Raw genomic sequence first — 25,276 nt, forward strand, 5'->3', positions numbered from 1 at the left:
TTCCGAACACTAAGAACAGACGAAATTCAATCTTAAAGGGATTCATTCGAGCTGAATGCATTCTATTTAAAGGCATTCAGCCCGCTTTATTGTCTAAATCCATTTAGTAAAACCTTGATTTGTTGATTGAAGTGTTATTATTATTTAATTTCTTCAAAACCAGACCATTCCAGAATATTTAGAACGTTCGTTTCAACACAGTCTAGCCAATCTTGAATATTGACCCACTCATCCGCTCCATGGAGGTTGCCTCCTTTTGGTCCATAAATGATGGCCGGCATATTCATGTAAAGCAGCGGGAAGCGGATATCACTAAAGGTAGGCATTCCGTAAATTTCTGTTGTTCTTCCAACCACGTCATCAATATTTTTCTTAACCATTTGAACAAACGGATGGTCCGGGCTGATTTCTGCTGGGCTTGTATGCCATTCATAGCTGATTTCCGGCGGGTTTTGCGATAGCCATTCATCGTTTTCAGCAACCGCTTTAATGGCATTTTCGATTTGTGCCTTCACTTCTTCTACTGTTTCATTTGGGGGATAACCGATTGTTCCAGTCAATTCACATTCGGCTGGAACTTTATAAGCCCATTCCCCTGCATTGATCATCGCAGGTGTTAAGTTACTTGAACGAACTTGCATATCAGAGGCTGCAAAATATCGTTCGAATGGAGCGTAACTGACCGTTTTGACTCGTTCATTGTCTAATTCTACTAAAGCATCATATATTTTCATTGCTTTTCCGATTGCGTTTACACCAACCTGACCATTTAGGTTGTGAGCAGCCAAACCTGTTACTCTTACTTTAAAAATTAAACCGCCGGCACAAGCAATTTGCGGTCCTGCACCCGTTGTCAGCGGATGCGGGTAAATACAGGCATCTGCTGTGAAATTCTGCTCTTCAAGGTATTGAACCATGGCAACGGCGCCGCCGGCTCCCCCTACCTCTTCATCGACAACGGCAATCGTTGTAATATTTCCTTTTGGCTTTAGACCCATTCCTTTGATGACCTCTAATGCTGCGAGGACGGAGCCGTAACCGCCTTTATTATCAGCTGTTCCTCTTCCGTACATGAGACCGTTTTCAATAACGCCTTCAGTTGGAGGGTAACTCCAGTGCACTAAATCACCAATAGGCACTGTATCAATATGGGTAAAAAGTAAAAGCGAACGGGCATCTTCTGATCCGGCCCATTTACCGACAACATTCGGACGGCCCTTAAACCCAACGCGGCGCTCTACTTCAGACTCCGTATATTCAGGGTGCTGCCGAACTTTCACAGGATCTGCTTCAAATGTATCGACCTCAAGGCCCAGGTTTAACATGACCTTTTGAATATGTTCCTGTACAGGACCCTCGTAGCCCGTTTCACTTGGGATTTGGATTAATTTTTGAAGACCTTTAATTAATTCTTCACGATTTTCTTTCATATAACTACTTACTTTTTGACGAATTCCACTTGATAAAACTGTTTGCATTTCAAATTCCTCCATACTATTATTTTGTTTAAATGAACAAGTGCATTCATTTAATAGACACCTTTTATAGTTGCCTATTTAAATGACATTTTGTACAATTACTTAGAAAATTCACATCCTTCCGAATATTTGTTAAACTGATTTTATAATGATTTTCAAAATATTTCTAATACCTATTTATTGATAGGTTAATATGTAAAAAGTATTAAGGTTAGATTTCGAGGTGATGAGATTGGAATTGAGACACTTAAAATATTTTATTGCTGTAGCGGAGGAACTGCATTTTGGCAGGGCTGCTCAGCGTTTACAAATGGCACAGCCGCCGTTAAGCCAGCAGATTAAACAACTGGAAAGTGAATTGGATGCAGTACTTTTTGAACGGACAAAACAGCGGGTTGAATTGACCAATGCGGGAAAAGTTTTTCTCCAAAGAGCATATGAAATTGTCAATCATATCAACTTATCATGTGAGGAAGCCGGGAGAATTCATCGTGGCGAAGCGGGGCAGCTTATTTTAGCTTTTACAGGAGCTTTAGCTTTTGATCTCCTTCCATCATTGGTTCGGAGCTATCGCGCAAAACATCCAAATATAAACATTGTGTTACGTCAATTGACAACAAGTGAACAAGTGGATGCCCTTCATGGAAGGACCATTCATGCGGGCCTATTAATCCCTCCAATTGACAGTGATTCTCTTAATGTGGAAATACTTCGAGAAGAGTCGTATGTTGTTGCCCTTCCGATTACACATCCATTGGCTTCCCTTCAGGGAGCAATTGACCTATCTCTTCTTGCAAATGACCTTTTTGTTATGACTCCAAGGGAAGCGGGTACTAGTTATTACGACTCAATTATCAGTCTTTGCCAGAACGCAGGATTCAGCCCTCAAAAAGCACAGGAAGCATTAGAACTGCCAACCGTCACTTCACTCGTTGCGGCAGGAATGGGCATTGCCATACTACCATCTTCCATTCAATCTTTAAAAAATAACCAAATTGTTTACCTGCCGCTCCAAGAGAGTCTAACAACCTATAAATTTGCCGTCGCATGGCACAAACAAGAAAACTCACCCATCATATCATCCTTTATTTCATTTCTAAGAGAACATTTTAACCTAGAAGTTATTTCGAATTGATGCATGGGGGTTCATGAGGATGGTTTTCGTGTCTGGTGAAGCATGGGGACGGTTCTCGTGCCTCACTATCGTTTGAAAATGAGGCAAAAGAACTGATCGAGACCACTGAAAAAACACCTCTAGAAGGTTAGGACACTTCCGCCTCTTTTTCAGGCAATTTTGTCCGAAGGTTGCATAAGTTCGGGCACTTCTGCCCCTTTTTTCAAGCGATTTTGTCCGAAGGTTGCACAGGTTCAGCCACTTCTGCCTCTTTTCATGTAGCTTTTGTCCGAAGGATTCACAGGTTCGGACAATTCCGCCTCTTTTCAAGTAGTTTTTGTCCGAAGAATGCACAGGTTCAGACGATTCTCGTGCCTCACTTTCACTAGAAAATGAGGCAAAAGAACCGTCCCCATGCTTTACTATTTATTCTCCATTAACCGTTTCAACTTTGTTTCGGTTGCCGTGTTGTCAGCCGGAGTGTAGACACTGCATCGTAAATCATTATTTCCTTGTACTTGTAAAGAAGTTAGATTAAAGACCATTTTCCCGGCTTTGGCATGACGAAAATCAATCTGCATTTCTGGAGCTGTACTTACTTCGCCTTCATTCCATAATAGGCGAAATTCTGGGTAGGTCTGTTCCATATCCTCAATAAATTGTATGTACCATTTGTCAGCTACATATTGTCCGTAATAGGAACGAAAAATGGCGATAAACCCTTTCACGAAATGCTCCCAATTGACAGCTAAACTTTTAAATTCTTTTCTTGAAAATAGTAATTCAATCAGATTCCGATCCTCTTTTGGAATCTGTTCGAAATCTAAAAAAACCTTCGCAGCGGCCAGATTCCACCCTACAATAAATAACCGTCTATCCGTAATAATCGTTGGACAGTATTGAAGTTCCTGGAGAATTCTTTTCAGGGACGGGCTAATGATTGTTTCTTCTATATTAGAGATGACAGGATCCGCTCCTTCTTCCAAAGCCAATGCATATAAATACTTTTTTTCATCTTTATTTAGCTGTAAGGCATCTGAAATGGCATCTAATACGGAAGCCGATACTTTAATATCTCTCCCCTGCTCTAACCATGTATACCAGGTTGTACTTACACCCGCTATTTGAGCAACCTCTTCTCTTCTAAGACCCGGAGTCCTTCTCCGTGAACCTGATGGCAGTCCAACCATTTGCGGAAGCAGTTTTGATCTCTTTGCTTTTAAGAATTCCGATAACGCTTGCAGTCTATTTTCAGGATTCATATAATGTCCCTCCTATTATGGTATTCATTATACTATGATAAACAACAACTTGTAATAGGATAAATATACGGTAATATATAGTAAAAAATGGTTTGTAGGAGGAATGATGATGAACAGAGTAGTGATTACTGGAATGGGGATTATTTCCCCTCTTGGAAATGATCTTGATACATTTTGGCGTAATTTGATTGAGGGAAAATCTGGAATATCCTATATTGATACTATTGATGTTTCCAATTCTAAAACAAAAATTGCTGGCGTTGTACGGAACTTCAATCCAGAAGAGCTCTTGGGACAAAAGGAAGCAAGACGATTGGACCGTTTTGCCCAATTTGCTCTAGCTGCCGCTGATCAAGCTCTGGCGGCTTCTCAATTACAGCTGGATGAGATTGACCATGAACGTTTTGGTGTATATGTTGGATCTGGCATTGGAGGAATCCAGACCTTTGTTGATAATGTGAATGTATTAAACGAACGAGGTCCCGGAAGAGTCAGCCCCAATTTAGTCCCAATGATGATTTCGAATGCAGCAGCTGCTCAAATTAGTATTAAATATGGTGCGCATGGTCCCTCATTGTCACCAGTAACGGCGTGTTCCATTGGTAACACGGCGATTGGCGAAGCATTCAATACCATTCGCTATGGTGATGCAGATGTTATTGTTGCCGGTGGGACGGAAGCAGCGATCACCAATTTATCTTTGGCCAGTTTCGGCAATGCCAAGGCGTTATCAACTAGAAATGAGGAGCCTACACTCGCAAGCCGGCCGTTTGATGCGGATAGAGATGGTTTTGTCATGAGCGAAGGAGCAGGAATTTTAGTATTAGAGTCATTAGAACATGCTCTTGACAGAAATGCCCCGATTTTATGTGAAGTAATTGGATACGGCGCAAGTTCTGATGCCCATCATATGGTCGCTTCCCACCCTGAAGGAAAAGGTGCCTATTTAGCTATGAAAAATGCTTTAAAAAAAGCAAATATATCAATTGAGGAAGTGGACATGATCAGCGCCCATGCAACGAGTACACAGGTCGGCGACATTTCTGAAACAATGGCCATAAAGAGGTTGTTTGGAGATCATGCCTATCAAATACCAGTTACCGCTAATAAATCAATGCTTGGTCACATGCTTGGTGCTGCTGGCGGAGTAGAGGCCATTGCACTGGTGAAAAGCCTGCAGGATGGAATCGTCCCTCCAACTATTAATATAGAAAATCAAGACTCAAATTGTGATTTAGATTATGTAGCAGAGGGAGCAAGGAAGGTTCCATTATCGATTGGCATTTCCAATTCATTTGGATTTGGAGGTCATAATTCGGCCATTGTATTGAAAAGATATGAATAAAATTGATTAGTTGGAAAAAACTGAGTCAGACCCCCTGCGCGTTAAAGCTAGCTTGCTGGGGGTCTGATTCGAAATATTCTTTCAAGAATTCCAAGACTAAACCTGAGTATCTTTAGTACTCATATTGATGCCAAATAACAAAGAGGTATCGCAGAAGACTACTTAACAGTCTTTGTGCAACCTGTATTTATTTGGGTATAAATTTTGTTTATTTAAATGATTGAAAGTAAACAATAACAATGAATAAAGTTTAGAAAATGCTAGTCTTCGTAGATGTCGGGAGCATGTTTGAAGGTTTTCACAAAATCTACCAAACATCTTTCACAAATATCAAATTTCCACCTTTCTTCATCATACATTGATCCATAGCCAAATGTTAAATTAACGGAATGGAATTCATCTTGTTCGAACCCGAAGTCAGTTATTTCTTTAGACTTCCCACATTTGTTCCAAGTGATTGATTTCAGAATTTTTTTGGTTACTTGTATTTCTTCAAATTCTTTCATATAAATCCCCCATACAATGATTCGATTTTTTCAAGCATCAATCTTTCATTCTACTAGAATATAAATCACATCTTTTCAATAAGTAATTGAATTACTAAAAGTTGAGGTTAATTTTCCTTATTTAATTAATTTCGCCAACAAATCAGTATGGTGATAAAAAAGAACAAGCTATACAATATAACGTTAACATTAGGAAGAGAAGTATGATTAAACTTGAAAAATATTCTTCTCAACGCTCCTTTAAGAATTTATAAATAATCAATCCCTTAACAGGGATTCGACCTGATTTAAGCTAGTAAACCGCCGATTACCATAGTATTTTATCCCTTTAACAAAGATGGCAACTTTCTTCAACAAATATAAAAAGGCGAACCATTTGGTACGTCCTTTTGAAGTTCTCGCACTATCCAATTATTATTGTCGCTCCGTCAAATTGGGTCAGGGTGAATCCGTTAAAATGCTCATTATAAGTCTTACCTGACCTTTTGTATCAAAAAACAAGTTAAAAAAAAAATATCTGATTGGAGGATATTCCTATAATTGATAATTAAAAACGATTTACTTACTCTTTGTTATTAAGATTGATACGTTCCGGAAGTTGGTTTTCAGGTATATCCCCTTCGTCCACTCGATCATTTTCTAAATTCTTCCTAACACTTATTTTATATGGTCCTTCTTGATAAGTGTCTACCCTCCATGATTTGTCACTCATACATTCGATCCTTTCATCTTAAAATGTTATACACGCATAACCAGATAGTCCTCTGACTTCATTTGTACAACAACCGCCTTCATTCTTTTGCCATATCGTCCAACTGCTTTTAGCCACCCATTCATAATCCCCCATTTCTTTAATCTTATTTTTGGGAGAAATATCTTTTATAATTAATAAAATAAGGTGTATTATGGTAATTACATAAAGAAGTGAGGGAGTTCCATTATGAATTAGAGTTTACCTTCTGAAACCACCTTCGTAGGACGTGCAGGGTCAATGTTTGAAACAAGTGTAGCTTTTCCCTTTCGCCTGGTACTATCAAATAAAACTCCTAATTCTTAGAGCATCCTAAAAACCCATCAATGATTTAATCAATAGAGTCCGGATATTAGAATAGATGGGTGCAGCAGCTTATTAATTCTTTTTGTCCACTGGTCGTTTGAAGATGCGGGAAGGGGGCTTCAATTTCATCACTTTCCGGTGAATATTATTATGAGTATCTAAATTTTTATATTTCTGTGCTAAAAACATTATTTCTTGGGTAAAAAACAATTCATAGAGGATGCGATATTAATTTTATAAATAGGATTCCTTATTATTAATCTACACTCAGCGTATAACTATTTGAGTCTCTTTGATAATCCATTCCATACAAAATCTACTTCATCTGAACCACTTACTGCATCCTGTGCAATCCCCCTTTTTTCGTTAACTCATAATTTTTTCCGCAAACAATTTCGTCCAAAAAATCCCAATATAACAATTTTGGTTTTTCCGTTTTTTGTTCATCGGCATATGATAAAGTACCGATTACTTAAAATGGACAGGAGGAGTTAGAATGGATGAGGAGAAAAAGGAGAAAAAAAGTAAATCCCTCTGGCGGCCATTATTGGCAGCACCGCTTTTATTTTTTCTCCCCCCTCTTAGCATCGGCTTGTATCTAACCCATCCGTTCCCTGCAAAAACTACGAAAAACCCAAGGGATTACGGTATGGATTTCGAGGAAATTGAATTTCACAGCAGAAAAGACAAAGTTAAGCTAGCTGGCTGGTGGATTCCTTCGGCTTCAAAGCAAAGCAAAAAAACAGTCATTACTGCACACGGTTATATGAATGAACGTTCCATGGAAGGGATTGAAGGACTCAAGCTTGCTAGAGTTCTTTCGGAACAAGGATATAATGTTTTGATGTTTGATTTTCGAAATGCCGGTAAATCAAAAGGAAGAACGACGGGGTTAGGATTCTTTGAAAATCACGATTTATATGCAGCCATTGATTATGCCATTCAGAAAAAAAGTCAGCAACACATCGCTCTTCTTGGCTGGAGTATGGGTGCTTCCACTGCACTTATTGCCGGATGCGAACATTCTGCAGTCTCTGCCATCATTGCCGATAGTCCCTTTAGTGATTTAGAACCCTTTTTAAAAGAAAATCTTTCTTATTGGTCCAAATTACCGAAGAAGCCCTTTACATCAATTATTTATCACTCCATGCGAAAACTCCTTAAAATTGACCCTAATGAGGTTTCCCCAATCAATCATGTAAAGAACGCTAAGGGAAAATCTTTCTTATTCATTCACAGTAAAACAGATAAAGCCATTCCTTATACCGAAAGTAAAAGTTTATTCGATTCAGTCTCATCTGGTAACTATAAAGAATTATGGCTGACGGAGGAAGGTCAACACATTCATTCGTATCCTATGAATAAAAAAGAGTATACGCGCCGTGTTGTCCAGTTTCTTGATAGGTACTTAGGATCTTAGTAAAATTCCCGTGTGTCAAAATATTTCTTTTAAATCAACGGAGAATTCCTGCAGGAATTTGGATGTTATAATTCCGAGATTATCCATCCCGGCCCTCTCCTCAGAACATTCATTTTCTTTATTTTACCATTATTTTTATGGGTATAGCGTCCCTAAATAAAACAAGTGGAGAAAAACGGATTGCTTTTCTCCACTTGGTATTTGAGTTCTAATGTATAGATTTTCAGGGTCAGAACTTTTCTATTGAGTCGAGTTCATCGAGTTTATCTCTTCTAAAATATGATTAGAATAGGCTTGGCAATAGTTCATAACGGCATCCACGACTACTTGAGAAGAATATTCCAAGTAATTCTCCATATAATTTCTATTATTCGGTTCCAGGAAGATCCCGATAAATCCAATCAATAAATCGTTTACTAGCTTGGTTTGGAAGTAAACACTTTCGGCATGTGGTACTTGCTCTTCAATGGTTGAGCCTTGATATACTAACTCCTTAAACCTAGGCATGTTTTCGGCAATGAAATTCGATTCTTTCACTTGATTAGGAACATTCACCAAAGTCGATTGGAAGCTTTCATGAGAGAGAAACTTCTCTTCTTCAATACACTCCATTAGAAAAGCTATGGCAGTATTGGTATATGCATATTGAAGTGTAACATTTACCAATAGTGACTCCAGGTACTCTTCAGGAGAACCCACACTGTCTCTTGCTTGTAAAAAAATCTTCCTAATCCCTTCTTGCAACTCCACTTTATCCCAATTGGGTTCCCTAATAATCGCACTAAAAATGTCCGCTGTGTTTTTCGATAGCACCTCTATTGACAATGCAGCCATCTCCTCGAAGTAGTTTATTTTCGTTAATATGTATAAGCCTAAGATTAGGCTCATCTTTTACATATATGTATTAGCTTAAGAACATTTCTGTCAATCTTACAAAAATGATGACAACATACTTAATTATAACGCAGACATCAAATGACATAAACTTGAATTTAAAAATAAGTGTGTGGAGTAATAACTTTTTTATGAAAGTTAACAAGAAGACAGTACCCATTCATCAGATTTTTGTGGATGTAGAACCGTCCCCACGTTTCATGTAAATGAAAGACAAGGGATTGATAAAGTGAGGAGCCAATGGAATTAAACAGAATACAGCTTCTACCTTACATAAAGTGGCTATTGGCTGTTAGGGGTACGCCACCCAATTTTTAAAGCTTCAGCTTTAAACCTTCATGTGTTGCTTTAAAACCTAACCGTTCATAAAACCTTAACGCATCTGGTCTTTTTTTATCAGTTGTCAGTTGTACTAAATGACAACCACGTGCTTCTGCACGTTGAATTGCCCATTTTATAAGTTCAGTGCCTACACCCTTACCTCTTACAGAAGCGGATGTTCTTACTCCTTCGATAGTAGCTCGCCAACCGCCTTGATGTGTGATATAAGGTGTAAAAGTAATTTGTTGTACCCCAATCACTTCATCACCGTCACAAGCCACTACTAACTCGTTATTAGGGTCAGATGTAATAGCCTCAAATGCTTTTATGTAACTATTAGGAAGTGGATGCTCATAACGCTCACGTTTACTTCCCAAAACATCATCAGCAAGCATTGCAACAATACTTTCTAAATCTTTTTCAGTCGCCATTCTAAACCTTATTTCTGTCTTCAATCAAATCCCCCCTCTTATTCGTAAACCTTTTATTAACTTCTATGCTAACTGATTTGACTCCATAAGTTAATTGCTATTATTTTATTGTATTTAATAAGTTTTACTTATTGATAGATTTTCTTATTCAAATTCTGACCCGTTAGTCGAATAAGAGACAACCACCAATATGGTAGCTTCGATCTTTAACTCTTGCAGCTGTTACTTGAACAAGAACCAACCGAGTTATTGAACAATTTATCCGAACTACGAAATAGCTTTTCATCCTCGTGTACATAATTTTTTATCAAAATAAAGCCTTTGAATTTCTTAATTATCCATGTAAAGTTACAGTCATATCATTTTTAAGGAGTGTTCTTATGTTTATTAAGCTTTCAAAAGAGCAACAGCAATTTATGATTTCCGATATTAAATATTTCTTTTCTCAAGAAAGAGATGAAGATATAACTGAATTTGCTGCAGAAAGGGTATTAGATTTCATTAAGGAGAAGCTTGCTCCTCACTTTTATAACGCTGCTGTCTTGGATGTTAAACATGTAGTTGAACAGCAATTTTCTTCTCTTGAAGATGAAATCTTAACGCTTGAACGTCCGATTAAAAGATAAATAATTATACAGAGTGGAATATTTCCTTTTCCACTCTTTTATGTCGCGGTTCGGGTCTAATGAGACATAAATAAGAGATTGATTTTCATATTTCTTCTCCCACTAACTTCACTTCTTTTAGTGGGTGCATCTTCGATTGCTTGGCCCGCCCCTTGGCCAATGTTGGGGGTAGTCGCGTGTACAGCATCACCTAAAAGCAGAATCTTATTGAAAGCAAAACGATTCATAGGCTTTAAACAATGATGTCATTCCATATTAGGTCTTTTTCACTTGTCCATTTGATTATTTATGGTATAGGGTAATGATAAGTTTGAAAAAGATGATACAAATCATCCGTAGAAAAACTAATAAATACTTTTCTTTAGGTACATTAACAACAGCACCCCAACACATATAGCCTGAATACTGTGGCTTTATGTTCGGGAGACAAATTTTCCGTACGGTGGAATGGATACCGTCTGCTGCTATGAGCGCATCTCCTTCTATGGTATCCCCATTTTCCGGATAAACTGTAACTCCAGTTTCACTTTGTTCAAAATGGATGATCTTTTTTCCAAGTTCAAGTGTACCAGGTTGAAGGTGTTGGACGAGGGCCTTTTGCAATTCCGCACGATGGACAGTAAAATAAGCGACACCGTATTTCTGGTTAAGGCGTTCAATATCCATTTCACTTATCAGATTACCTTCCTGATCTAGGAATTTCGTACTTTTTATTAGATTGCATTTCGCTTCTAAGTCATTAGTGATCTCCAAACGAGCAAGTCCTTTCCAAGCGTTAGCCCCAAGACCCAGCCCTGCCCCAACCTCTTTTAATTCTTTGGTACGTTCAAGAACTTTAACCCGAAATCCTTCTTTTTGTAATGCAATTGCTGAAGTTAATCCAGCTATCCCGCCTCCTGCAATAATGAAGTCATATTTCATTTTAATATCCTCCATTTTACTTACCAATTTTCAATACCAGTTGTAGTGATCGCAGCTATAAAATGATAAAAAAAAAGACCCATCTTAAATAGACCTGAATTTATTTGTTTAAAAATTTTACTATCATTTACCCAAAGGCAAATAAACAGTAAATGTCGTACCTTGATCAGGCTCACTCACGACGCCGATGAACCCGCCGTGGGCTCTGACAAAATGATGAGCGATCGATAATCCGAGCCCCGTTCCGCCTGTATGCCGCGAACGGGCCTTTTCCACACGATAAAATCGATCGAATAGGTGGTCCAGCTCTTCGGCTGGAATTCCGATGCCAGTATCTATCACTGAGACACTTGTATAGACTCCATTCCGATCCAAGACCTTGTCTTCAATTACAACCGAAATTTTTCCTCCTTCCGGCGTGTAGCGGATTGCATTTGACAACAAATTGATGAACACCTGCGTAATCCGTCTTGCGTCGGCCATCACCGTTACCGGCCTCTTGTTCGAATAGAAGCGCAATTCCAGTTCGTTCTCTTCAGCCTCCATTTTCACATCTTCAACGACTTGTTCAAGTCTTGCCGACAGATCTAGCGGTTTGCAGTCCAACGCCAACCGGCCCGCCTCAGCCAACGACAAGACATGAAGATCTTCCACAAGCAGGCCTAAGCGGATCACTTCGTCATGGAGTCTAAGCAGCATTTCCGGAGGGACGTATTGACCTGCCTGTTGAGCATTTTCTAATTTTAGTTGCATGATAGACAGCGGAGTTCGAAGCTCATGAGCGATATCGGCTACTAACCGCCTGCGGGCATCCTCAGCTTCCCGGAGGCGAAGTGTCATGTCGTTGAATGTCTGGATTACTTTACCGTATTCGTCTTTTGATTGTACAGGAACGTTCACGTCAAGATCCCCCTTTGCAACGCGTTCGATAGCGCCAACGAGCTTTCTAAGCGGGATTGTCAGCATCCCCGAAATCCATAAACTGAATAACAGCCCGGTTGCTACAAATAATACCCATTTTCCAAGCCAAAATTGCTGCATCTCACCTAAAACGTAAGTCTTCAAGATCTCGATTTGTTCCCAAGGCGGTGCGTTCAAATAGGATAATCCCATTTCTTCCTTACGAAATTGATCAAACAAAAAATCAATGTAAAAGTGATTGGTAAGGATATGAAAGGCGCCGAGGATAACAACGAGCACTCCCATGCAGACAAATATTTTTTGGCGTACCGTCAACGTCATGATTGTTCACCGAATCGGTAACCGAAACCGTATACCGTTTGAATATAACGAGGATTGGCCGGATCGTCTCCCAGCTTGCGGCGAAGATTCCGGATATGGGAATCCATAGTCCTTTCGTATCCCATATATTCGTCCGACAGTGCAGTTTTTAATAATTGCAAGCGGCTGAAAACCATTCCGGGTCTCGCAGCCAATGTGTATAAAATTTTGAATTCCGTTGGTGTCAGTTGGATCTCCTGGCCGTCCTTGAATACCTGACATTTGGCCTCGGAAATGATCAGGTTGTCTCTTTCTAAGAACATCATCCTGTCTTCAGGTCCGCGCAAACGGCGAAGCAAAGCACGAATGCGCGATGCAAGCTCGCGTAGGCTGAACGGCTTCGTCAAATAATCGTCTGCCCCAATTTCCAGTCCGACGATTTTATCCGATTCATCCGATCGGGCCGTGACCATAATAATACCGCAATTTGATGTATGCCTAATTTCGCGGCATACCTCGATGCCGCTTTTTTCAGGGAGCATCCAATCAAGCACGATGATTTCAGGCCGTTCAGACCGGGCAATCCTGAGCGCTTCCTTGCCAGTACAGGCGGTCAATACTCGAAAACCTTCACGTTGCAGATAGGTGTACATTTCCTCAAGCATGCCCGGTTCGTCCTCCACAAGCAACAATTTCGTTTCCATTCCAATCACCTCTTTCCACTTTTGTCTGCATCCAGTGCTGGAGTACACCACTTACCGAAAATTATACCGTGATTTAACATGTTCTGGAAGAAATCCACAGAAAAAGAGGAAGATCTGCATAAGTTCTCGACATTCATTGTTTAAACTGACTGTGAAACAAGAGTAATAGCAATATTCAGTTTGCAAGAACAACAAAGAGGAGGAATTAATAAATGAAAATGAAGCTAGTTACATTCGTAATACTTTGTACATTTCTACTTGTGCCGACACTGGCCTCTGCTGAAGTGGCCAACGGTAATATCGGATACGGATTTACCCCCGGGAGACTCTGGGCCACGATGGACGCGGTGGTAGGGCTGATCGGCACAATCCTCGCTGGGCTGTCACTGGCCCGGTCCAACGGTCGTTTCGGTACCGGCAGCGGGCGACGTGGGGCCATCGTCGCCATGGTGGTGGGGTTAATTGTCACAGCTTACGCTGGGGTTCACGTGACCATATTCCCTGGTGGTCCTGGCACCGGTGACGGGCGAGTCGGGGCCATCATTGCCATAGTGATGGGGCTGACTAGCATGATCCTCGCTGGGTTGACTTTGGCCCGCTCCCGTCGCACCAACTGACCGGACCTATAATTGTATGTATATACTAATATATTAATCTATATGGAATGTCCAGTATCCTTGTTCTCTTTATTTTTATTCCAAGACAGTAACACCATAGACAGCAAAGAATTCTTGATTTAGCTGAATTCAAAACACCTGTACATCCGTAACATTTAAACCTTAAACATGCACCGATTACGTCAAACAGGTTTACAGAAAAATAACTAGGGATGGAATGTAAATGAAAATAAGAATAATAGCAATAATCTTGTGTGGTTTTATCATCTTTCCCCTATTCAGTTCAGCGAGAAGTGATGAAAGCATGCAAGAAGAGCGATCTGGAACTTCAGTCTACTCCGAAATAGATGCGTATATTGCCCGTGAAATGAAACGACAACGTCTTCCGGGGCTTGCTCTCGGGATTGTACAGGGTAATCGCATTCTCTACCTTAAGGGATATGGTCAAGCCGATTCATCGGGTCGCCCTGTAACACCTGAAACACCTTTCGGATTAGGTTCGATTGGCAAGTCGATTACCGCTATTGCCGTTCTGCAACTTGCCGAATCAGGAAAAATTGACTTAGATGCGCCTATACAGCGCTATCTCCCCGCCATGTTTATAGGAGCAGAGTTCATTACTGTACGTCAGTTGCTTAATCAAACAAGCGGGTTCACCCAAATCTCAACTTTTAGCAACACACTGTCAAGTGCCAACGATCAATATCAAGATGCCATAGAGAAAAACGCCTTGTCTTATGCGGAAAAGTTTTTAAAGCAAACCAAGCAAACCGAACATCCCTACACTTATTCGAACGCAAATTATGTACTTCTTGGCTATATTGTACAACGAGTATCCGGCCAATCCTATGGAGATTATGTAAAAGAAAATATTTTCGAGCCCCTGTCTATGCAAGACAGCTACGTTACGCTTGATGAAGCGGCCACACACGGACTGGCTACGCCCTACCGTCGGATATTTGGATACAACGTTGCCTACGATGGCCCCTTTGTTTATATTGCAGGGGATTCGCCGGCGGGCTATATGTATACCAGCGCGAAGGACATGAGCCATTACTTGATTGCCCAGATGAATGGAGGCCGATTTGAAGATGATTCCGTGCTCACTTCGGAAAGCATACGTCTAATGCAGACCGAACCTGTTCCAGGAACGTACGCCATGGGATGGTCGTCAGATGATATTAACGGTTTACGGGTTATCGGTTCGCCCGGTGGCTCATTAGGCTTCCAAGCCCAAACTTTTATGGTTTCGGAACAACAGCTAGGAGTTATTGTATTCGCTAACGTCCTAGACGCAATCGATGCCGAATGGCCCGATACACATGTTATTACGACTACCCACATTGCCTCCGGGGTCATAAATTTGCTGAATGAACAGCCGATTGGAGAATCAGGTCTAAGCATTTCACAGAAATACATGCTTATAAATGGATTACTATTCATACTAAGCGCATGGCTATTATATACGACCGCTCGAACTGCGAAGTGCTGCCTTGGGCCGTGGAGTCCTGACAATTCTAACCATACTAAAATATCTATCAAAGTATTATCAAGAATTGTTCTAAATTTTGCAGGTCTGTTTATGATCCTGGTGTTGAGTATGACTCAAGTGGTACCGGTATGGCATATGGCAACCATCTTTCAGCCGGACGTATTCCTATGGCTGAAAATAGTGACTGGACTTATGGCACTGAAGGGAAGTATGGAAATTATTCGGTTGGTTCGTTCGATTTGGCATAAAAAACATCTGAGTTGAAGAATAAAGTGGAATTGTTTCCTGTTCACCACCTTATTCCCTAGTCAAGTAATGGCGGGAAGGTGCGCGTGAGAGATTAAAAGATTGAAGTTTGAACTAAACTGGACATTGTAGATTTGGAGGTTGACATTTAACTGACTAGTTCAACGAATACCCTTGACGTGGCGAATAAGATTATTTGAGAAAATCCCGGGGTTTGATTTAGATCCCGGGATTTTTACCTTAGCTCAAATTTAAACAAACTCACCTGTGGTATCTAGTCAAAAGCTTTGAGTGAATAATATTTTCTGAATGGATACTATCTCTTAATCTAAGTTTTGGCTAATCTTTAAAACCTCGTTACTAACGGAATAATCTCTTGAAATAAGAGTAAAGAGATTCTCAGTCTCCATAATCAAAAGAAAATCCTGGTTCCAAGGGAGCCAGCCTTTTTCTGTACTGTGAACAGTCGTACCTTGTGCAAAAATACAGCACTGAATGAGTTGTAAAGGTTGGAGTGCGTTTTATGGATAACCAAATATTTTTTACAACGGGATATTCCCATGCTTCTTCGCTGGTCTTGTTTCTTTCTTTGTCCGGAGCATTTCCAGCGACTCTTTCAGCTTCTTGCGTGTTTCGCGCGGATCAATGACATCATCAACCATCCCACGTGAAGCCGCTACATATGGATTCGAAAACTTCTCACGGTATTCGGCAATCTTTTGCGCCCTAGTTGCAACAGGGTCTTCACTTTGTTCAATCTCTTTTGCAAAGATAATATTAGCAGCACCCTCCGGTCCCATCACGGCAACCTCCGCATTCGGCCATGCGTAAACCATATCTGCCCCAATTGCTTTCGAGTTCAACGCAACATAAGCACCGCCAAAAGCTTTTCTTAGAATAACGGTAATCTTCGGAACGGTCGCTTCCGAATAAGCGTAAAGGATTTTTGCCCCGTGACGGATAATCCCGCCATGCTCCTGATTGATCCCAGGGAAAAATCCCGTTACATCTTCAAACGTGATTAACGGAATATTAAAAGAATCACAGAAACGGATAAACCTGGACAATTTATCAGAAGAGTTGATATCCAAACCGCCTGCCATTACTTTGGGCTGATTGGCAATAATTCCTACACTATGGCCATCAATCCGTCCGAAACCAACTACAATATTTTTTGCATAGTTTGCTTGGACTTGAAAAAAGTCTCCATCATCCACTACCTGCTCAATCACCTTGAGCACATCATAAACTTTGGTCCCTTCAATAGGAACAAGATCGATCAAATCATCGTTCCAGCCATCGTCTTTTTCCGCCTCGAGCACTGGCGGTTTTTCCATGTTATTTTGCGGCAAATAGCTCATTAATTTCCTAACCTGATCTAATACCTCTGGCTCAGACTCTGCGGTGAAATGAGCAACTCCGCTAATACTGGAGTGAACCTTTGCACCGCCCAGATTCTCAGCCGAAATTTTTTCACCGGTTACTGCTTCAATTACCTTAGGACCGGTAATGAACATCTTACTCGTCTTCTCCACCATAAAGATAAAATCTGTAATCGCCGGGGAATAGACGGCGCCGCCGGCACATGGGCCAAGAATGACAGATATTTGCGGAATCACCCCGGAATAAATGGAATTGCGATAAAAAATATCTCCGTAACCATCAAGGGAGACAACCCCTTCTTGAATCCGGGCACCGCCAGAATCGTTCAAACCAATGACTGGTGCACCGTTTTTGGCTGCCAAGTCCATAATTCGCGCGATTTTAAGGGCATGCATTTCCCCGAGTGCACCGCCGAACACGGTGAAATCCTGGGAAAATACATAAACAAGACGGTCATCAATTTTGCCAAATCCAGTGACAACCCCTTCCCCTGGAGCTTCGATTTTATCCATTCCGAAGTTCGTGGCACGATGTTGGATAAAAGGATTTAATTCGACGAAGGTATCCTCATCAAGCAACAGGTCAATCCGTTCTCTGGCTGTCAGCTTACCGCTGTTATGCTGGGCATCAATCCGGTCGTCCCCGCCGCCAAGTTCTACCTTACGCTTTCGATCCATTAGTTCATCTATTTTTTCATAAAGGGTGCTCATCGCCGTTACTCACCTGACTTTCTATTAATTTCCTCAAAATAAATACAGTAATCCAATATGCTCCATTCATTTTGGAAGTTTTATCGGAATAATCCTTCGTCATCCCTATTTTTCAAACTGGCTTCCTCAAACGTTTTTAACAATTGTTTTGCAGCCATTGTTGCTGACATTTCCCCAGTTACCAAAGCGGTTTCAATGACGGGAATTAGTCTGTTCACTTCCGGGTGATTAAAAAAGCTTGACCTTAGGTAATCCTCAACCATTGTATAAGTCCAATTAATTGTCTGCTTCTGGCGCCGCTGTTTGAACACACCTGATTGAGATGTATTGCTTTGGAATTCTTGAATCACTTCCCAGATTTCAGCCATCCCTTCACCTGTCAGGGCAGAACATGTAAAGGCCTTTGGAAACCATCCTTCTGTTACCGGCTGTAAATAATGCAAAATTCGGTTAAATTCAGCCTTTGCCGCCAATGCCCGCTGTTTGTTTGAACCGTCCGCTTTATTTACAAGAATGGCATCAGCCAGTTCAATGACCCCTTTTTTGATTCCTTGAAGCTCGTCGCCTCCGCCCGTCAACATGACTAATAAAAAGAAATCGACCATCGAACGGACAGTCACTTCACTTTGCCCGACCCCAACCGTTTCAACAAGAATGACATCAAATCCGGCTGCTTCACAAATAAGCATAGTCTCCCTGCTCTTGCGATTTACGCCGCCAAGCGTTCCTCCTGAAGCAGATGGGCGGATAAACGCATTAGGGTTACGGGAAAGCATTTCCATTCTTGTTTTATCCCCAAGAATGCTCCCTCCAGTAACCGTACTGCTTGGATCAACGGCCAAAACGGCAACGTGTTTCCCTTTATCACAAAGCATGGTTCCCAATGCTTCGATTAATGTACTCTTGCCTGCACCGGGAACACCTGTTATGCCAACCCGTATTGAATTTCCGGTATACGGAAGCAGCTGCTTCAACACTTCTTGGGCCATTTCCATGTGTGCTGCCTGATTGCTTTCAATTAGAGTAATCGTTTGCGCCAGGATCGTTCGGTTTCTCGAAAGAACACCTTGAACATAGTCATTCACTTTTAACCTGCGCCTCCGCGGTGGAAGTGAAGGTGTTAAATTGTTCGTATTGCCGGCCGTTTCAGAGTGAACCTTTGTAACACCTTCCAGTACATGGGAAGCGAATGCAGCACCCCCGCCTTTAGGAACCCATTCCGGTTTCTTCTCTTTTCGATCCATGATTAGTAGTCATCCTCAAGCCGGCAGTTGATCTCTTCAATCACTTTTTGGGCGGCAACCGGTATGACTGTCCCAGGGCCAAAAATCGCTGCAGCTCCGTTTTGCAAAAGGAATTCATAATCCTGTGCCGGAATAACCCCGCCGACAACGACGACGATATCTTCACGGCCCAGTTTTGCTAATTCATCTATTAATTGTGGTAATAAGGTTTTATGGCCTGCAGCTAAGGAACTCATCCCGACAATATGGACATCATTTTCCACGGCCTGCCTGGCAGTTTCCTCCGGTGTTTGGAACAGCGGTCCAATATCGACATCAAAGCCCAAATCAGCAAATGCAGTAGCAATGACCTTTGCCCCGCGGTCATGCCCGTCCTGCCCCATTTTGGCAATCATAATCCTTGGACGTCTGCCTTCCTGTTTTTCAAATTCATCAGCCATTTTCCTTACCTGTGCTACCTGTTCATCTTCACCAAACTCTGCACTGTACACGCCGGAAATGGAGCGAATAACCGCCTTATGGCGTCCGGCTGCCTTTTCATAGGCATCTGATATTTCCCCAAGGCTCGCTCTTGCTCTAGCTGCTTCTATCGCTAATGCCAACAGATTTCCTTCCCCTGTTTCTGCAGCCTTTGTAATGGCATCGAGTGTTGATTTCACCTGTGCTTCATCACGGTTCTCCCGCAATTCTCTTAATCTCTGAATCTGGGCTTCACGAACGGCGGTATTGTCTACTTCTAGTATTTCCAGCGGGTCTTCCTTATCTAAACGATAATGGTTGACACCGATGATGGTTTCCTTTCCCGAATCAATGTGAGCCTGGCGCCGGGCAGCTGCTTCTTCAATCCTCATTTTCGGCAGGCCTGTTTCGATCGCCTTCGCCATACCGCCAAGTGCTTCAATTTCCTGGATATGTGCCCACGCGCGATTTACTAAATCCTGGGTCAGCGATTCCACATAATAAGACCCGCCCCATGGATCTACTACCTTGCAAATCCCTGTTTCATCCTGCAAAAACAATTGGGTATTACGGGCAATCCGGGCTGAAAAATCAATTGGAAGTGCGATTGCTTCGTCCAGTGCATTCGTATGAAGCGACTGGGTATGACCTAATGCGGCCGCCATCGCTTCGATGCAGGTTCTTGTTACATTATTAAACGGATCCTGCTCCGTAAGACTCCAGCCCGAGGTTTGACTATGTGTCCTTAACGCCATCGATTTTTCATTTTTCGGATTAAACTGCTTGATGAGCTTTGCCCAAATCATCCGGGCTGCACGCATTTTTGCTACTTCCATAAAGTAATTCATCCCGATTGCCCAGAAGAAGGATAAACGCGGGGCAAATGAATCGATATCGATGCCGGCTTTTAGTCCGGTCCTTACATATTCCAATCCATCCGCAAGTGTATAGCCTAATTCAATATCCGCCGTTGCTCCCGCTTCCTGCATGTGATAACCGGAAATACTAATACTGTTGAACTTTGGCATATGCTGTGATGTATAAGAAAAAATATCCGCAATAATCCGCATCGATGCTTCAGGCGGATAAATATACGTATTCCGTACCATGTATTCTTTTAAAATATCATTTTGAATGGTGCCGGTCAGTTGTGACTGATGAACCCCCTGTTCCTCTGCGGCCACGATGTAGAAAGCCATAATCGGAAGAACCGCACCATTCATGGTCATCGAAACAGACATTTTATCGAGCGGAATACCGTCAAACAGAATCTTCATATCCAAGATCGAATCTACTGCGACCCCAGCTTTTCCGACATCCCCGACTACTCTTGGATGATCGGAATCATAACCGCGATGTGTAGCAAGGTCAAAGGCAATCGAAAGCCCCTTCTGACCTGCAGCCAGGTTACGGCGGTAGAACGCATTGCTTTCCTCCGCTGTAGAAAACCCGGCATATTGACGAACCGTCCAGGGCTTTGTTACATACATGGTCGGATAAGGTCCTCGTAAAAATGGGGCGACTCCAGCAACATAGCCTAAGTGTTCCATGCCGGTCATGTCGTTTTGCTCGTACAAAGGCTTTACATCAATTTGCTCCATTGTCTGCCATTTAAATTCGTCTAAAGCAGTCCTTTCCATAGGCTCCTTAATAGCAGATGGAGATTTTTCCATATAATCAATCGTAGTAAAATCCGGATTCGTCCTCATCGTCCAATTCCTTTCTGCTGTTGAAGGTCTAACAGCATGTTATAACAATTCGAGCCCAGATGGACAAATTGATCCACTCCGGCCTGTTTGAATAATTCCGCTGTTTCTGAATCCGGAAGACCTGCCAGGAAGAGGGTGATTTCCGGATTTTCCTGCTTGAGTTCGCGAGCCAATTGTGGGACTGACTCGGAATATATAGCGTCACTAGAGCAAATCACAACGGTCGAAGCTCCTGTCTCGAGTGTAGCCTTTACAGCTTGATCGACGGTTTCAAAACCTTTATTTGAAACCACCTCAAACCCGCCAACCTCAAAGAAACCTTTGGCAAAATCGGCACGCGCTTTGTGCTGTGAAATGGCACCCAGATTGGCAAGGAATACCTTTGGATACGAACCGTTTTTTTCTTTATAAGTGTCTGCCTTTTTCCGTAAAGCTTCAAAACTTTCAGCTCCACGATGCAGATGTAACGCTTGTATTTCTGGAGGAATTTCGCTAGATTCTCTGACAGCTTGAACCCATTCCCCTACTGTTACACCCGCTTGAATCGCATTCATGGTAGTATCCACAATTCCATCTTGAGCTGTTCCCAATCGTTGAAGTAGTGTTTCCTTTTCGGCTCCACCGCTATCTCTTCGATGGGAACCAACCGCTGCACAACGGGATTTATATACAGAATCCCAGTCCAAGTTACTCTCTGATAGCTTTTGTTCCATTAAGTTCGGATACATATTGGTTCCTACAAATCTATCTTTGCGCCGTCCAATATTGTTGAATCTTCTGTCAGCGATTTCTTTGATTTGCTCCTGAACATACCCTTTCTCAACAGCTTTGAACATCCCGCCCTTCTCTTCGACAAGCTGGAATTGTTTCCAAGCTTGTTTCGCGAGTGAATCAGTAAGGGATTCGATGTACCACGAGCCTCCGGCAGGATCCGCTACTTTCGCTAGATGTGCTTCCTTTTCCAAGATAATTTGTGTATTTCTAGCGATTCGGCGTGAGAATTCATCGGCAGGACGAACGGCTTCATCAAAAGGTGAGACATGAAGACTGTCAACTCCCGCAATAATGGCTGCAAAAGCCTCCGCCGTTCCACGCAGCATATTGACATAAGGATCATACACAGTTTTGTTCCAGGAAGAGGTCCTCGCATGAATGTTCATTTTCTGCGATTCTTCATTGCCTCCAAACGCATCGATGATAGTAGACCAAAGTAAACGAGCTGCCCGAAGCTTGGCGATTTCCATAAAGAAATTAGAACCTATCGAAAAAGAAAAGAGCATTCTTGGCGCAATCTCTTCGATTGACAGCCCTCTTTGCTGCAGTTCACGGATATATTCCACACCAGAAGCTAACGCAAATGCCAACTCTTGGACAGCATTGGCTCCGGCATTATGGAAAGATTCTCCCTGAACCTGAATCGTCTTCATTTCCGGGGTTTCCTTTTTTGCCCAGAATGTAAGCTCCGCCATTAAGTCATATGCCTGTCTTAAGGAAAAGGGAATCGTCCCTTCTTTTACCAGCGTTCCTAATGGATCCATGCCTACACAACCGTGCAGCCGGCTACTATCCATTCCCATGTTTCGAGCATGTGCGACAAGCATACAATAGACCGGAAATCCTGCACTGCCCGCTTGAATAAACAGTGGAGTTTGTTCAAGATTAATCCCCTCCAGGGCTTGATTAACATCTTGAAGGGTACTGATGGATACTCCGTCCCTGCCTACATTTTCGGGTAAGGCTTGGTCAGGATCTTTTCCTAAGGCAGAGGCATGATCAAGGACAAGATTTACCATCGTCTGACCGCGGTTCAAGTCATGTTTGGCAGCCTCATTAAACTCTGATGGCGTGCTATAGACATGCTCTTGAGCAACCTCCCAAGGTTTTTCCTGATAACCTAATGCCCGCGTTCCACGTACATATGGAGCAGATCCAGGTCTGGAAGACAGATAGGAAAGATCCCTAATATCCTCTTGAAAATACATGGGTTGCAGCTCAATACCCTCATAGGTTTGCGAGATTAGTTTCTGTTCAAATGAGGCACCTTTTAATGTCTTTTCCGCCGCTTGCCGCCACTCCTGATAGGAAGCAGCGGGAAACTCACTGAAAAGCTGGTTTTCTTCATTTAATTCTTGCTTTTGAATAACTTTAGACATCCATGATCCCCCTCTAAATTCAAAGTCTGCATGCTATTCCGTTTTTACCAGGAAGAGGGGCTGACCATGCTCCACTAATTGGCCATTCTTAACAAGGATTTCAACGATCTCCCCAGTAACTTCCGCTTCAATTTCATTAAATAATTTCATTGCTTCGAGTATACAAACAATGGTCGATTTCTCGACTTTATCGCCAATTTTTACAAACGGAGCTGCATCTTCACCTGGAGCTTGATAGAATGTTCCCACCATTGGAGAAATAATTTTATAGATACTTGGATCATTCGCATCGATTGATCTTGTGCTCTTTTCCTGGACAATTTCCGCTTCGACCGCTACTGATTGAACAACAGGTCTTGGGATCTCCTTTTTCACCGGAACAGGGGTTTCCTTAACGGCAAGAGAAACAACCTGAGCTTTTGGCGGTTCGATTCTTACATAATTGTCTAGTGCGTTTTCCTGTTTCTTTAAAGAGATTTTTGAACCAGCATCCTCCAAATCCACTTCTATTTCCTGAAGGGATGATTCTTCAAAAAGCTTGATCATTTCTCTGATTTCATGCATTTTCCACATGTTCATTCTCTCCTCGCTCGTTCATGTTTTAGTCTTCAATTTTAATAGAATACAATTCTAAAAATTTCGTATTGAATTCACCCTTCACAAAAGCTTCGTGCTCTAATAATTCAAGGTGAAAAGGGATGGTCGTTTTAATTCCACTTATCACAAATTCGGATAAAGCCCGCTTCATCCGGTCAATAGCCTCATTCCTGTCCTTTCCCCAGGTAATGATTTTTGCCACCATCGAATCATAAAATGGTGAAATTTGATAACCGGGATAAACCGCACTATCTACTCTTACCCCATAGCCTCCCGGCGGAAGGTACATTTCCACCTTGCCCGGAGATGGCATAAAATTCTTTGCCGGGTTTTCTGCATTAATCCGGCATTCGATTGCCCATCCGTTTATCTTTATATCGCTTTGCTTGAATGAAAGAGGATAACCCGCAGCTACCGATATCTGCTCCTTAATCAGATCGAATCCGGTGATCATTTCCGTTACAGGATGCTCGACCTGAATGCGGGTATTCATCTCCATAAAGTAAAATTTTCCATGTTTATCCAATAGGAATTCAACGGTTCCTGCACCATGATAGTTAACGGACTTTGCCGCAGCTACAGCTGCATTCCCCATTCGTTCACGGAGCTCCTGGTCAAGTGCCGGTGATGGCGCTTCTTCTACCAGTTTTTGATGGCGCCGCTGGATCGAGCAATCCCGTTCCCCAAGGTAAACCACATTCCCTTTTTTATCCGCCATAATCTGGATTTCAACATGACGCGGTTCCTCTAAATACTTCTCTATGTAGACCCCCGGATTACCAAAAGCTGTTTCTGCCTCTTTTTGCGCCTGCCGGATAGCCTTTCTTAAATCGTTTTCATCGTTAGCCACTCGCATTCCCTTTCCGCCGCCTCCAGCTGTGGCCTTCACGATAACAGGATAGCCGATCGCATTTGCTACCTTGACTGCTTCATCCAGGTCCTCGACTAAACCTTCTGTGCCGGGAACCGTAGGTACACCTGCACGCTTCATCGTATCTCTAGCAACGGCTTTTGCCCCCATCTTATTGATGGCGTCAGCATCAGGACCAATAAAGGTTATATTGCACTCACTGCAAAGCTCTGCAAAATCTGCATTTTCCGCTAAGAACCCATAACCAGGGTGAATCGCATCGGCATTCGAAAGGACCGCAGCGCTGATTAAATTTGTCTTATTTAAATAGCTGTCTTTTGACGCTGTCGGCCCAATACAATAGGCTTCATCCGCCATTTTTACATGCAGTGCCTCTTTGTCTGCTTCAGAATAAACGGCAACAGTTTGAATTCCCATTTCCTTGCAGGCACGAATCACTCGAACCGCAATTTCTCCTCGATTGGCAATAAGTACTTTTTTAAACATCAATATTTC

At 42.1% G+C, this 25,276-nt stretch carries 21 protein-coding genes and 1 pseudogene; 6 read left to right on the forward strand and 16 right to left on the reverse strand.

Annotated features, from left to right (window positions below; translation table 11 throughout):
• Positions 1-140: 140 nt before the first annotated feature.
• Positions 141-1,478: an ArgE/DapE family deacylase gene (locus tag ACFPA1_RS08110; protein ID WP_213145903.1), complete on the reverse strand. Its 1,338-nt coding sequence runs from the start codon at positions 1,476-1,478 to the stop codon at positions 141-143.
• Between the two features lie 238 nt (positions 1,479-1,716).
• Here ACFPA1_RS08110 and ACFPA1_RS08115 point away from each other — a divergent pair, with 238 nt between their 5' ends.
• Entirely contained in the window at positions 1,717-2,613 is an 897-nt protein-coding gene (locus ACFPA1_RS08115) for a LysR family transcriptional regulator (RefSeq protein ID WP_378581984.1), read from the forward strand.
• A 401-nt stretch (positions 2,614-3,014) separates the two neighbouring features.
• Here the strand turns inward: ACFPA1_RS08115 and ACFPA1_RS08120 are convergent, their stop codons facing one another.
• Entirely contained in the window at positions 3,015-3,854 is an 840-nt protein-coding gene (locus ACFPA1_RS08120; protein ID WP_378581985.1) for a helix-turn-helix transcriptional regulator, read from the reverse strand.
• Positions 3,855-3,963: 109 nt separating this feature from the next.
• On the opposite strand from ACFPA1_RS08120, the gene fabF reads away from it, so the two are divergent.
• Entirely contained in the window at positions 3,964-5,199 is a 1,236-nt protein-coding gene (gene fabF / locus ACFPA1_RS08125) for a beta-ketoacyl-ACP synthase II (RefSeq protein ID WP_213146067.1), read from the forward strand.
• 260 nt (positions 5,200-5,459) lie between these two features.
• Here the strand turns inward: fabF and ACFPA1_RS08130 are convergent, their stop codons facing one another.
• On the reverse strand, positions 5,460-5,705 hold the full coding sequence (locus tag ACFPA1_RS08130; RefSeq protein ID WP_213145900.1) for a hypothetical protein: 246 nt from the start codon (positions 5,703-5,705) through the stop codon (positions 5,460-5,462).
• Between the two features lie 1,553 nt (positions 5,706-7,258).
• On the opposite strand from ACFPA1_RS08130, the gene ACFPA1_RS08135 reads away from it, so the two are divergent.
• Positions 7,259-8,182, forward strand: coding sequence for an alpha/beta hydrolase (locus ACFPA1_RS08135; RefSeq protein ID WP_378581986.1), 924 nt, complete (start codon positions 7,259-7,261; stop codon positions 8,180-8,182).
• A 240-nt stretch (positions 8,183-8,422) separates the two neighbouring features.
• Here ACFPA1_RS08135 and ACFPA1_RS08140 read toward each other — a convergent pair whose 3' ends face one another.
• Both ACFPA1_RS08140 and ACFPA1_RS08145 read right to left on the reverse strand, forming a co-directional pair.
• Entirely contained in the window at positions 8,423-9,007 is a 585-nt protein-coding gene (locus ACFPA1_RS08140) for a hypothetical protein (protein ID WP_378581987.1), read from the reverse strand.
• Between the two features lie 383 nt (positions 9,008-9,390).
• Complete coding sequence (locus ACFPA1_RS08145; RefSeq protein ID WP_378581988.1) at positions 9,391-9,852, reverse strand: GNAT family N-acetyltransferase; 462 nt, start codon at positions 9,850-9,852, stop codon at positions 9,391-9,393.
• Between the two features lie 356 nt (positions 9,853-10,208).
• Between ACFPA1_RS08145 and ACFPA1_RS08150 the strand changes: the two genes are divergently transcribed.
• Positions 10,209-10,454, forward strand: coding sequence for a DUF2164 domain-containing protein (locus ACFPA1_RS08150; protein WP_378581989.1), 246 nt, complete (start codon positions 10,209-10,211; stop codon positions 10,452-10,454).
• Between the two features lie 125 nt (positions 10,455-10,579).
• Here ACFPA1_RS08150 and ACFPA1_RS29420 read toward each other — a convergent pair.
• The 5 genes and pseudogenes from ACFPA1_RS29420 to ACFPA1_RS08175 all read right to left on the reverse strand — a co-directional run.
• Positions 10,580-10,690, reverse strand: a pseudogene (locus tag ACFPA1_RS29420) (FAD-dependent monooxygenase); the annotation flags it as partial.
• Between the two features lie 46 nt (positions 10,691-10,736).
• On the reverse strand, positions 10,737-11,375 hold the full coding sequence (locus tag ACFPA1_RS08160; RefSeq protein ID WP_378581991.1) for an FAD-dependent monooxygenase: 639 nt from the start codon (positions 11,373-11,375) through the stop codon (positions 10,737-10,739).
• Positions 11,376-11,498: 123 nt separating this feature from the next.
• A complete protein-coding gene (locus ACFPA1_RS08165) occupies positions 11,499-12,617 on the reverse strand; it encodes a sensor histidine kinase (protein WP_378581992.1) in 1,119 nt (372 codons plus the stop codon).
• Positions 12,614-13,300, reverse strand: a complete 687-nt coding sequence (locus ACFPA1_RS08170; RefSeq protein WP_213145893.1) for a response regulator transcription factor — start codon at positions 13,298-13,300, stop codon at positions 12,614-12,616. The genes ACFPA1_RS08165 and ACFPA1_RS08170 overlap by 4 nt, the downstream gene beginning before the upstream one ends.
• Before the next feature lie 205 nt (positions 13,301-13,505).
• A complete protein-coding gene (locus ACFPA1_RS08175) occupies positions 13,506-13,739 on the reverse strand; it encodes a hypothetical protein (RefSeq protein ID WP_378582512.1) in 234 nt (77 codons plus the stop codon).
• Between ACFPA1_RS08175 and ACFPA1_RS08180 the strand changes: the two genes are divergently transcribed.
• Together ACFPA1_RS08180 and ACFPA1_RS08185 are read left to right on the forward strand one after the other, a co-directional pair.
• The gene (locus ACFPA1_RS08180; RefSeq protein ID WP_378582483.1) at positions 13,639-13,917 is read left to right on the forward strand and encodes a DUF6223 family protein; all 279 of its coding nucleotides are present in this window, start codon (positions 13,639-13,641) and stop codon (positions 13,915-13,917) included. The two genes, ACFPA1_RS08175 and ACFPA1_RS08180, sit on opposite strands and share 101 nt — an antisense overlap.
• 223 nt (positions 13,918-14,140) lie before the next feature.
• Complete coding sequence (locus tag ACFPA1_RS08185; RefSeq protein ID WP_378581993.1) at positions 14,141-15,673, forward strand: serine hydrolase domain-containing protein; 1,533 nt, start codon at positions 14,141-14,143, stop codon at positions 15,671-15,673.
• A gap of 524 nt (positions 15,674-16,197) precedes the next feature.
• Here ACFPA1_RS08185 and ACFPA1_RS08190 read toward each other — a convergent pair.
• The 6 genes from ACFPA1_RS08190 to accC form a co-directional block, all read right to left on the reverse strand.
• Positions 16,198-17,748 carry an acyl-CoA carboxylase subunit beta gene (locus ACFPA1_RS08190; RefSeq protein WP_378581994.1) on the reverse strand — a complete coding sequence of 517 codons (1,551 nt, stop codon included), beginning with the start codon at positions 17,746-17,748 and terminating at the stop codon, positions 16,198-16,200.
• 80 nt (positions 17,749-17,828) lie between these two features.
• Complete coding sequence (gene meaB / locus ACFPA1_RS08195) at positions 17,829-18,995, reverse strand: methylmalonyl Co-A mutase-associated GTPase MeaB (protein ID WP_378582484.1); 1,167 nt, start codon at positions 18,993-18,995, stop codon at positions 17,829-17,831.
• A complete protein-coding gene (gene scpA / locus ACFPA1_RS08200; protein ID WP_378582487.1) occupies positions 18,995-21,124 on the reverse strand; it encodes a methylmalonyl-CoA mutase in 2,130 nt (709 codons plus the stop codon). Before scpA ends, meaB begins: the two co-directional genes overlap by 1 nt.
• Positions 21,125-21,156: 32 nt before the next feature.
• The gene (locus ACFPA1_RS08205; RefSeq protein WP_378581995.1) at positions 21,157-23,313 is read right to left on the reverse strand and encodes a methylmalonyl-CoA mutase family protein; all 2,157 of its coding nucleotides are present in this window, start codon (positions 23,311-23,313) and stop codon (positions 21,157-21,159) included.
• A gap of 33 nt (positions 23,314-23,346) precedes the next feature.
• Positions 23,347-23,886, reverse strand: coding sequence for an acetyl-CoA carboxylase biotin carboxyl carrier protein (accB, locus tag ACFPA1_RS08210; RefSeq protein ID WP_378581996.1), 540 nt, complete (start codon positions 23,884-23,886; stop codon positions 23,347-23,349).
• A 28-nt stretch (positions 23,887-23,914) separates the two neighbouring features.
• Positions 23,915-25,267, reverse strand: coding sequence for an acetyl-CoA carboxylase biotin carboxylase subunit (accC, locus tag ACFPA1_RS08215; protein ID WP_378581997.1), 1,353 nt, complete (start codon positions 25,265-25,267; stop codon positions 23,915-23,917).
• Between the last annotated feature and the right edge of the window lie 9 nt (positions 25,268-25,276).

This window comes from Neobacillus sp. GCM10023253 (assembly GCF_042653105.1).
GTDB classification, from domain to species: Bacteria; Bacillota; Bacilli; order Bacillales; family Cytobacillaceae; genus Neobacillus; species Neobacillus citreus.

Bases quoted from the DNA above. Each gene is read 5' to 3' on its own strand.
- ACFPA1_RS08110 (WP_213145903.1), bottom strand. From the start codon at position 1,478: ATGCAAACAGTTTTATCAAGTGGAATTCGTCAAAAAGTAAGTAGTTAT.
- ACFPA1_RS08120 (WP_378581985.1), bottom strand. From the start codon at position 3,854: ATGAATCCTGAAAATAGACTGCAAGCGTTATCGGAATTCTTAAAAGCA.
- fabF (WP_213146067.1), top strand. From the start codon at position 3,964: ATGAACAGAGTAGTGATTACTGGAATGGGGATTATTTCCCCTCTTGGA.
- ACFPA1_RS08130 (WP_213145900.1), bottom strand. From the start codon at position 5,705: ATGAAAGAATTTGAAGAAATACAAGTAACCAAAAAAATTCTGAAATCA.
- ACFPA1_RS08135 (WP_378581986.1), top strand. From the start codon at position 7,259: ATGGATGAGGAGAAAAAGGAGAAAAAAAGTAAATCCCTCTGGCGGCCA.
- ACFPA1_RS08150 (WP_378581989.1), top strand. From the start codon at position 10,209: ATGTTTATTAAGCTTTCAAAAGAGCAACAGCAATTTATGATTTCCGAT.
- ACFPA1_RS08160 (WP_378581991.1), bottom strand. From the start codon at position 11,375: ATGAAATATGACTTCATTATTGCAGGAGGCGGGATAGCTGGATTAACT.
- ACFPA1_RS08165 (WP_378581992.1), bottom strand. From the start codon at position 12,617: ATGACGTTGACGGTACGCCAAAAAATATTTGTCTGCATGGGAGTGCTC.
- ACFPA1_RS08170 (WP_213145893.1), bottom strand. From the start codon at position 13,300: ATGGAAACGAAATTGTTGCTTGTGGAGGACGAACCGGGCATGCTTGAG.
- ACFPA1_RS08180 (WP_378582483.1), top strand. From the start codon at position 13,639: ATGGACGCGGTGGTAGGGCTGATCGGCACAATCCTCGCTGGGCTGTCA.
- ACFPA1_RS08175 (WP_378582512.1), bottom strand. From the start codon at position 13,739: ATGGCCCCACGTCGCCCGCTGCCGGTACCGAAACGACCGTTGGACCGG.
- ACFPA1_RS08185 (WP_378581993.1), top strand. From the start codon at position 14,141: ATGAAAATAAGAATAATAGCAATAATCTTGTGTGGTTTTATCATCTTT.
- ACFPA1_RS08190 (WP_378581994.1), bottom strand. From the start codon at position 17,748: ATGAGCACCCTTTATGAAAAAATAGATGAACTAATGGATCGAAAGCGT.
- scpA (WP_378582487.1), bottom strand. From the start codon at position 21,124: ATGGAAAAATCTCCATCTGCTATTAAGGAGCCTATGGAAAGGACTGCT.
- ACFPA1_RS08205 (WP_378581995.1), bottom strand. From the start codon at position 23,313: ATGTCTAAAGTTATTCAAAAGCAAGAATTAAATGAAGAAAACCAGCTT.
- accB (WP_378581996.1), bottom strand. From the start codon at position 23,886: ATGTGGAAAATGCATGAAATCAGAGAAATGATCAAGCTTTTTGAAGAA.
- accC (WP_378581997.1), bottom strand. From the start codon at position 25,267: ATGTTTAAAAAAGTACTTATTGCCAATCGAGGAGAAATTGCGGTTCGA.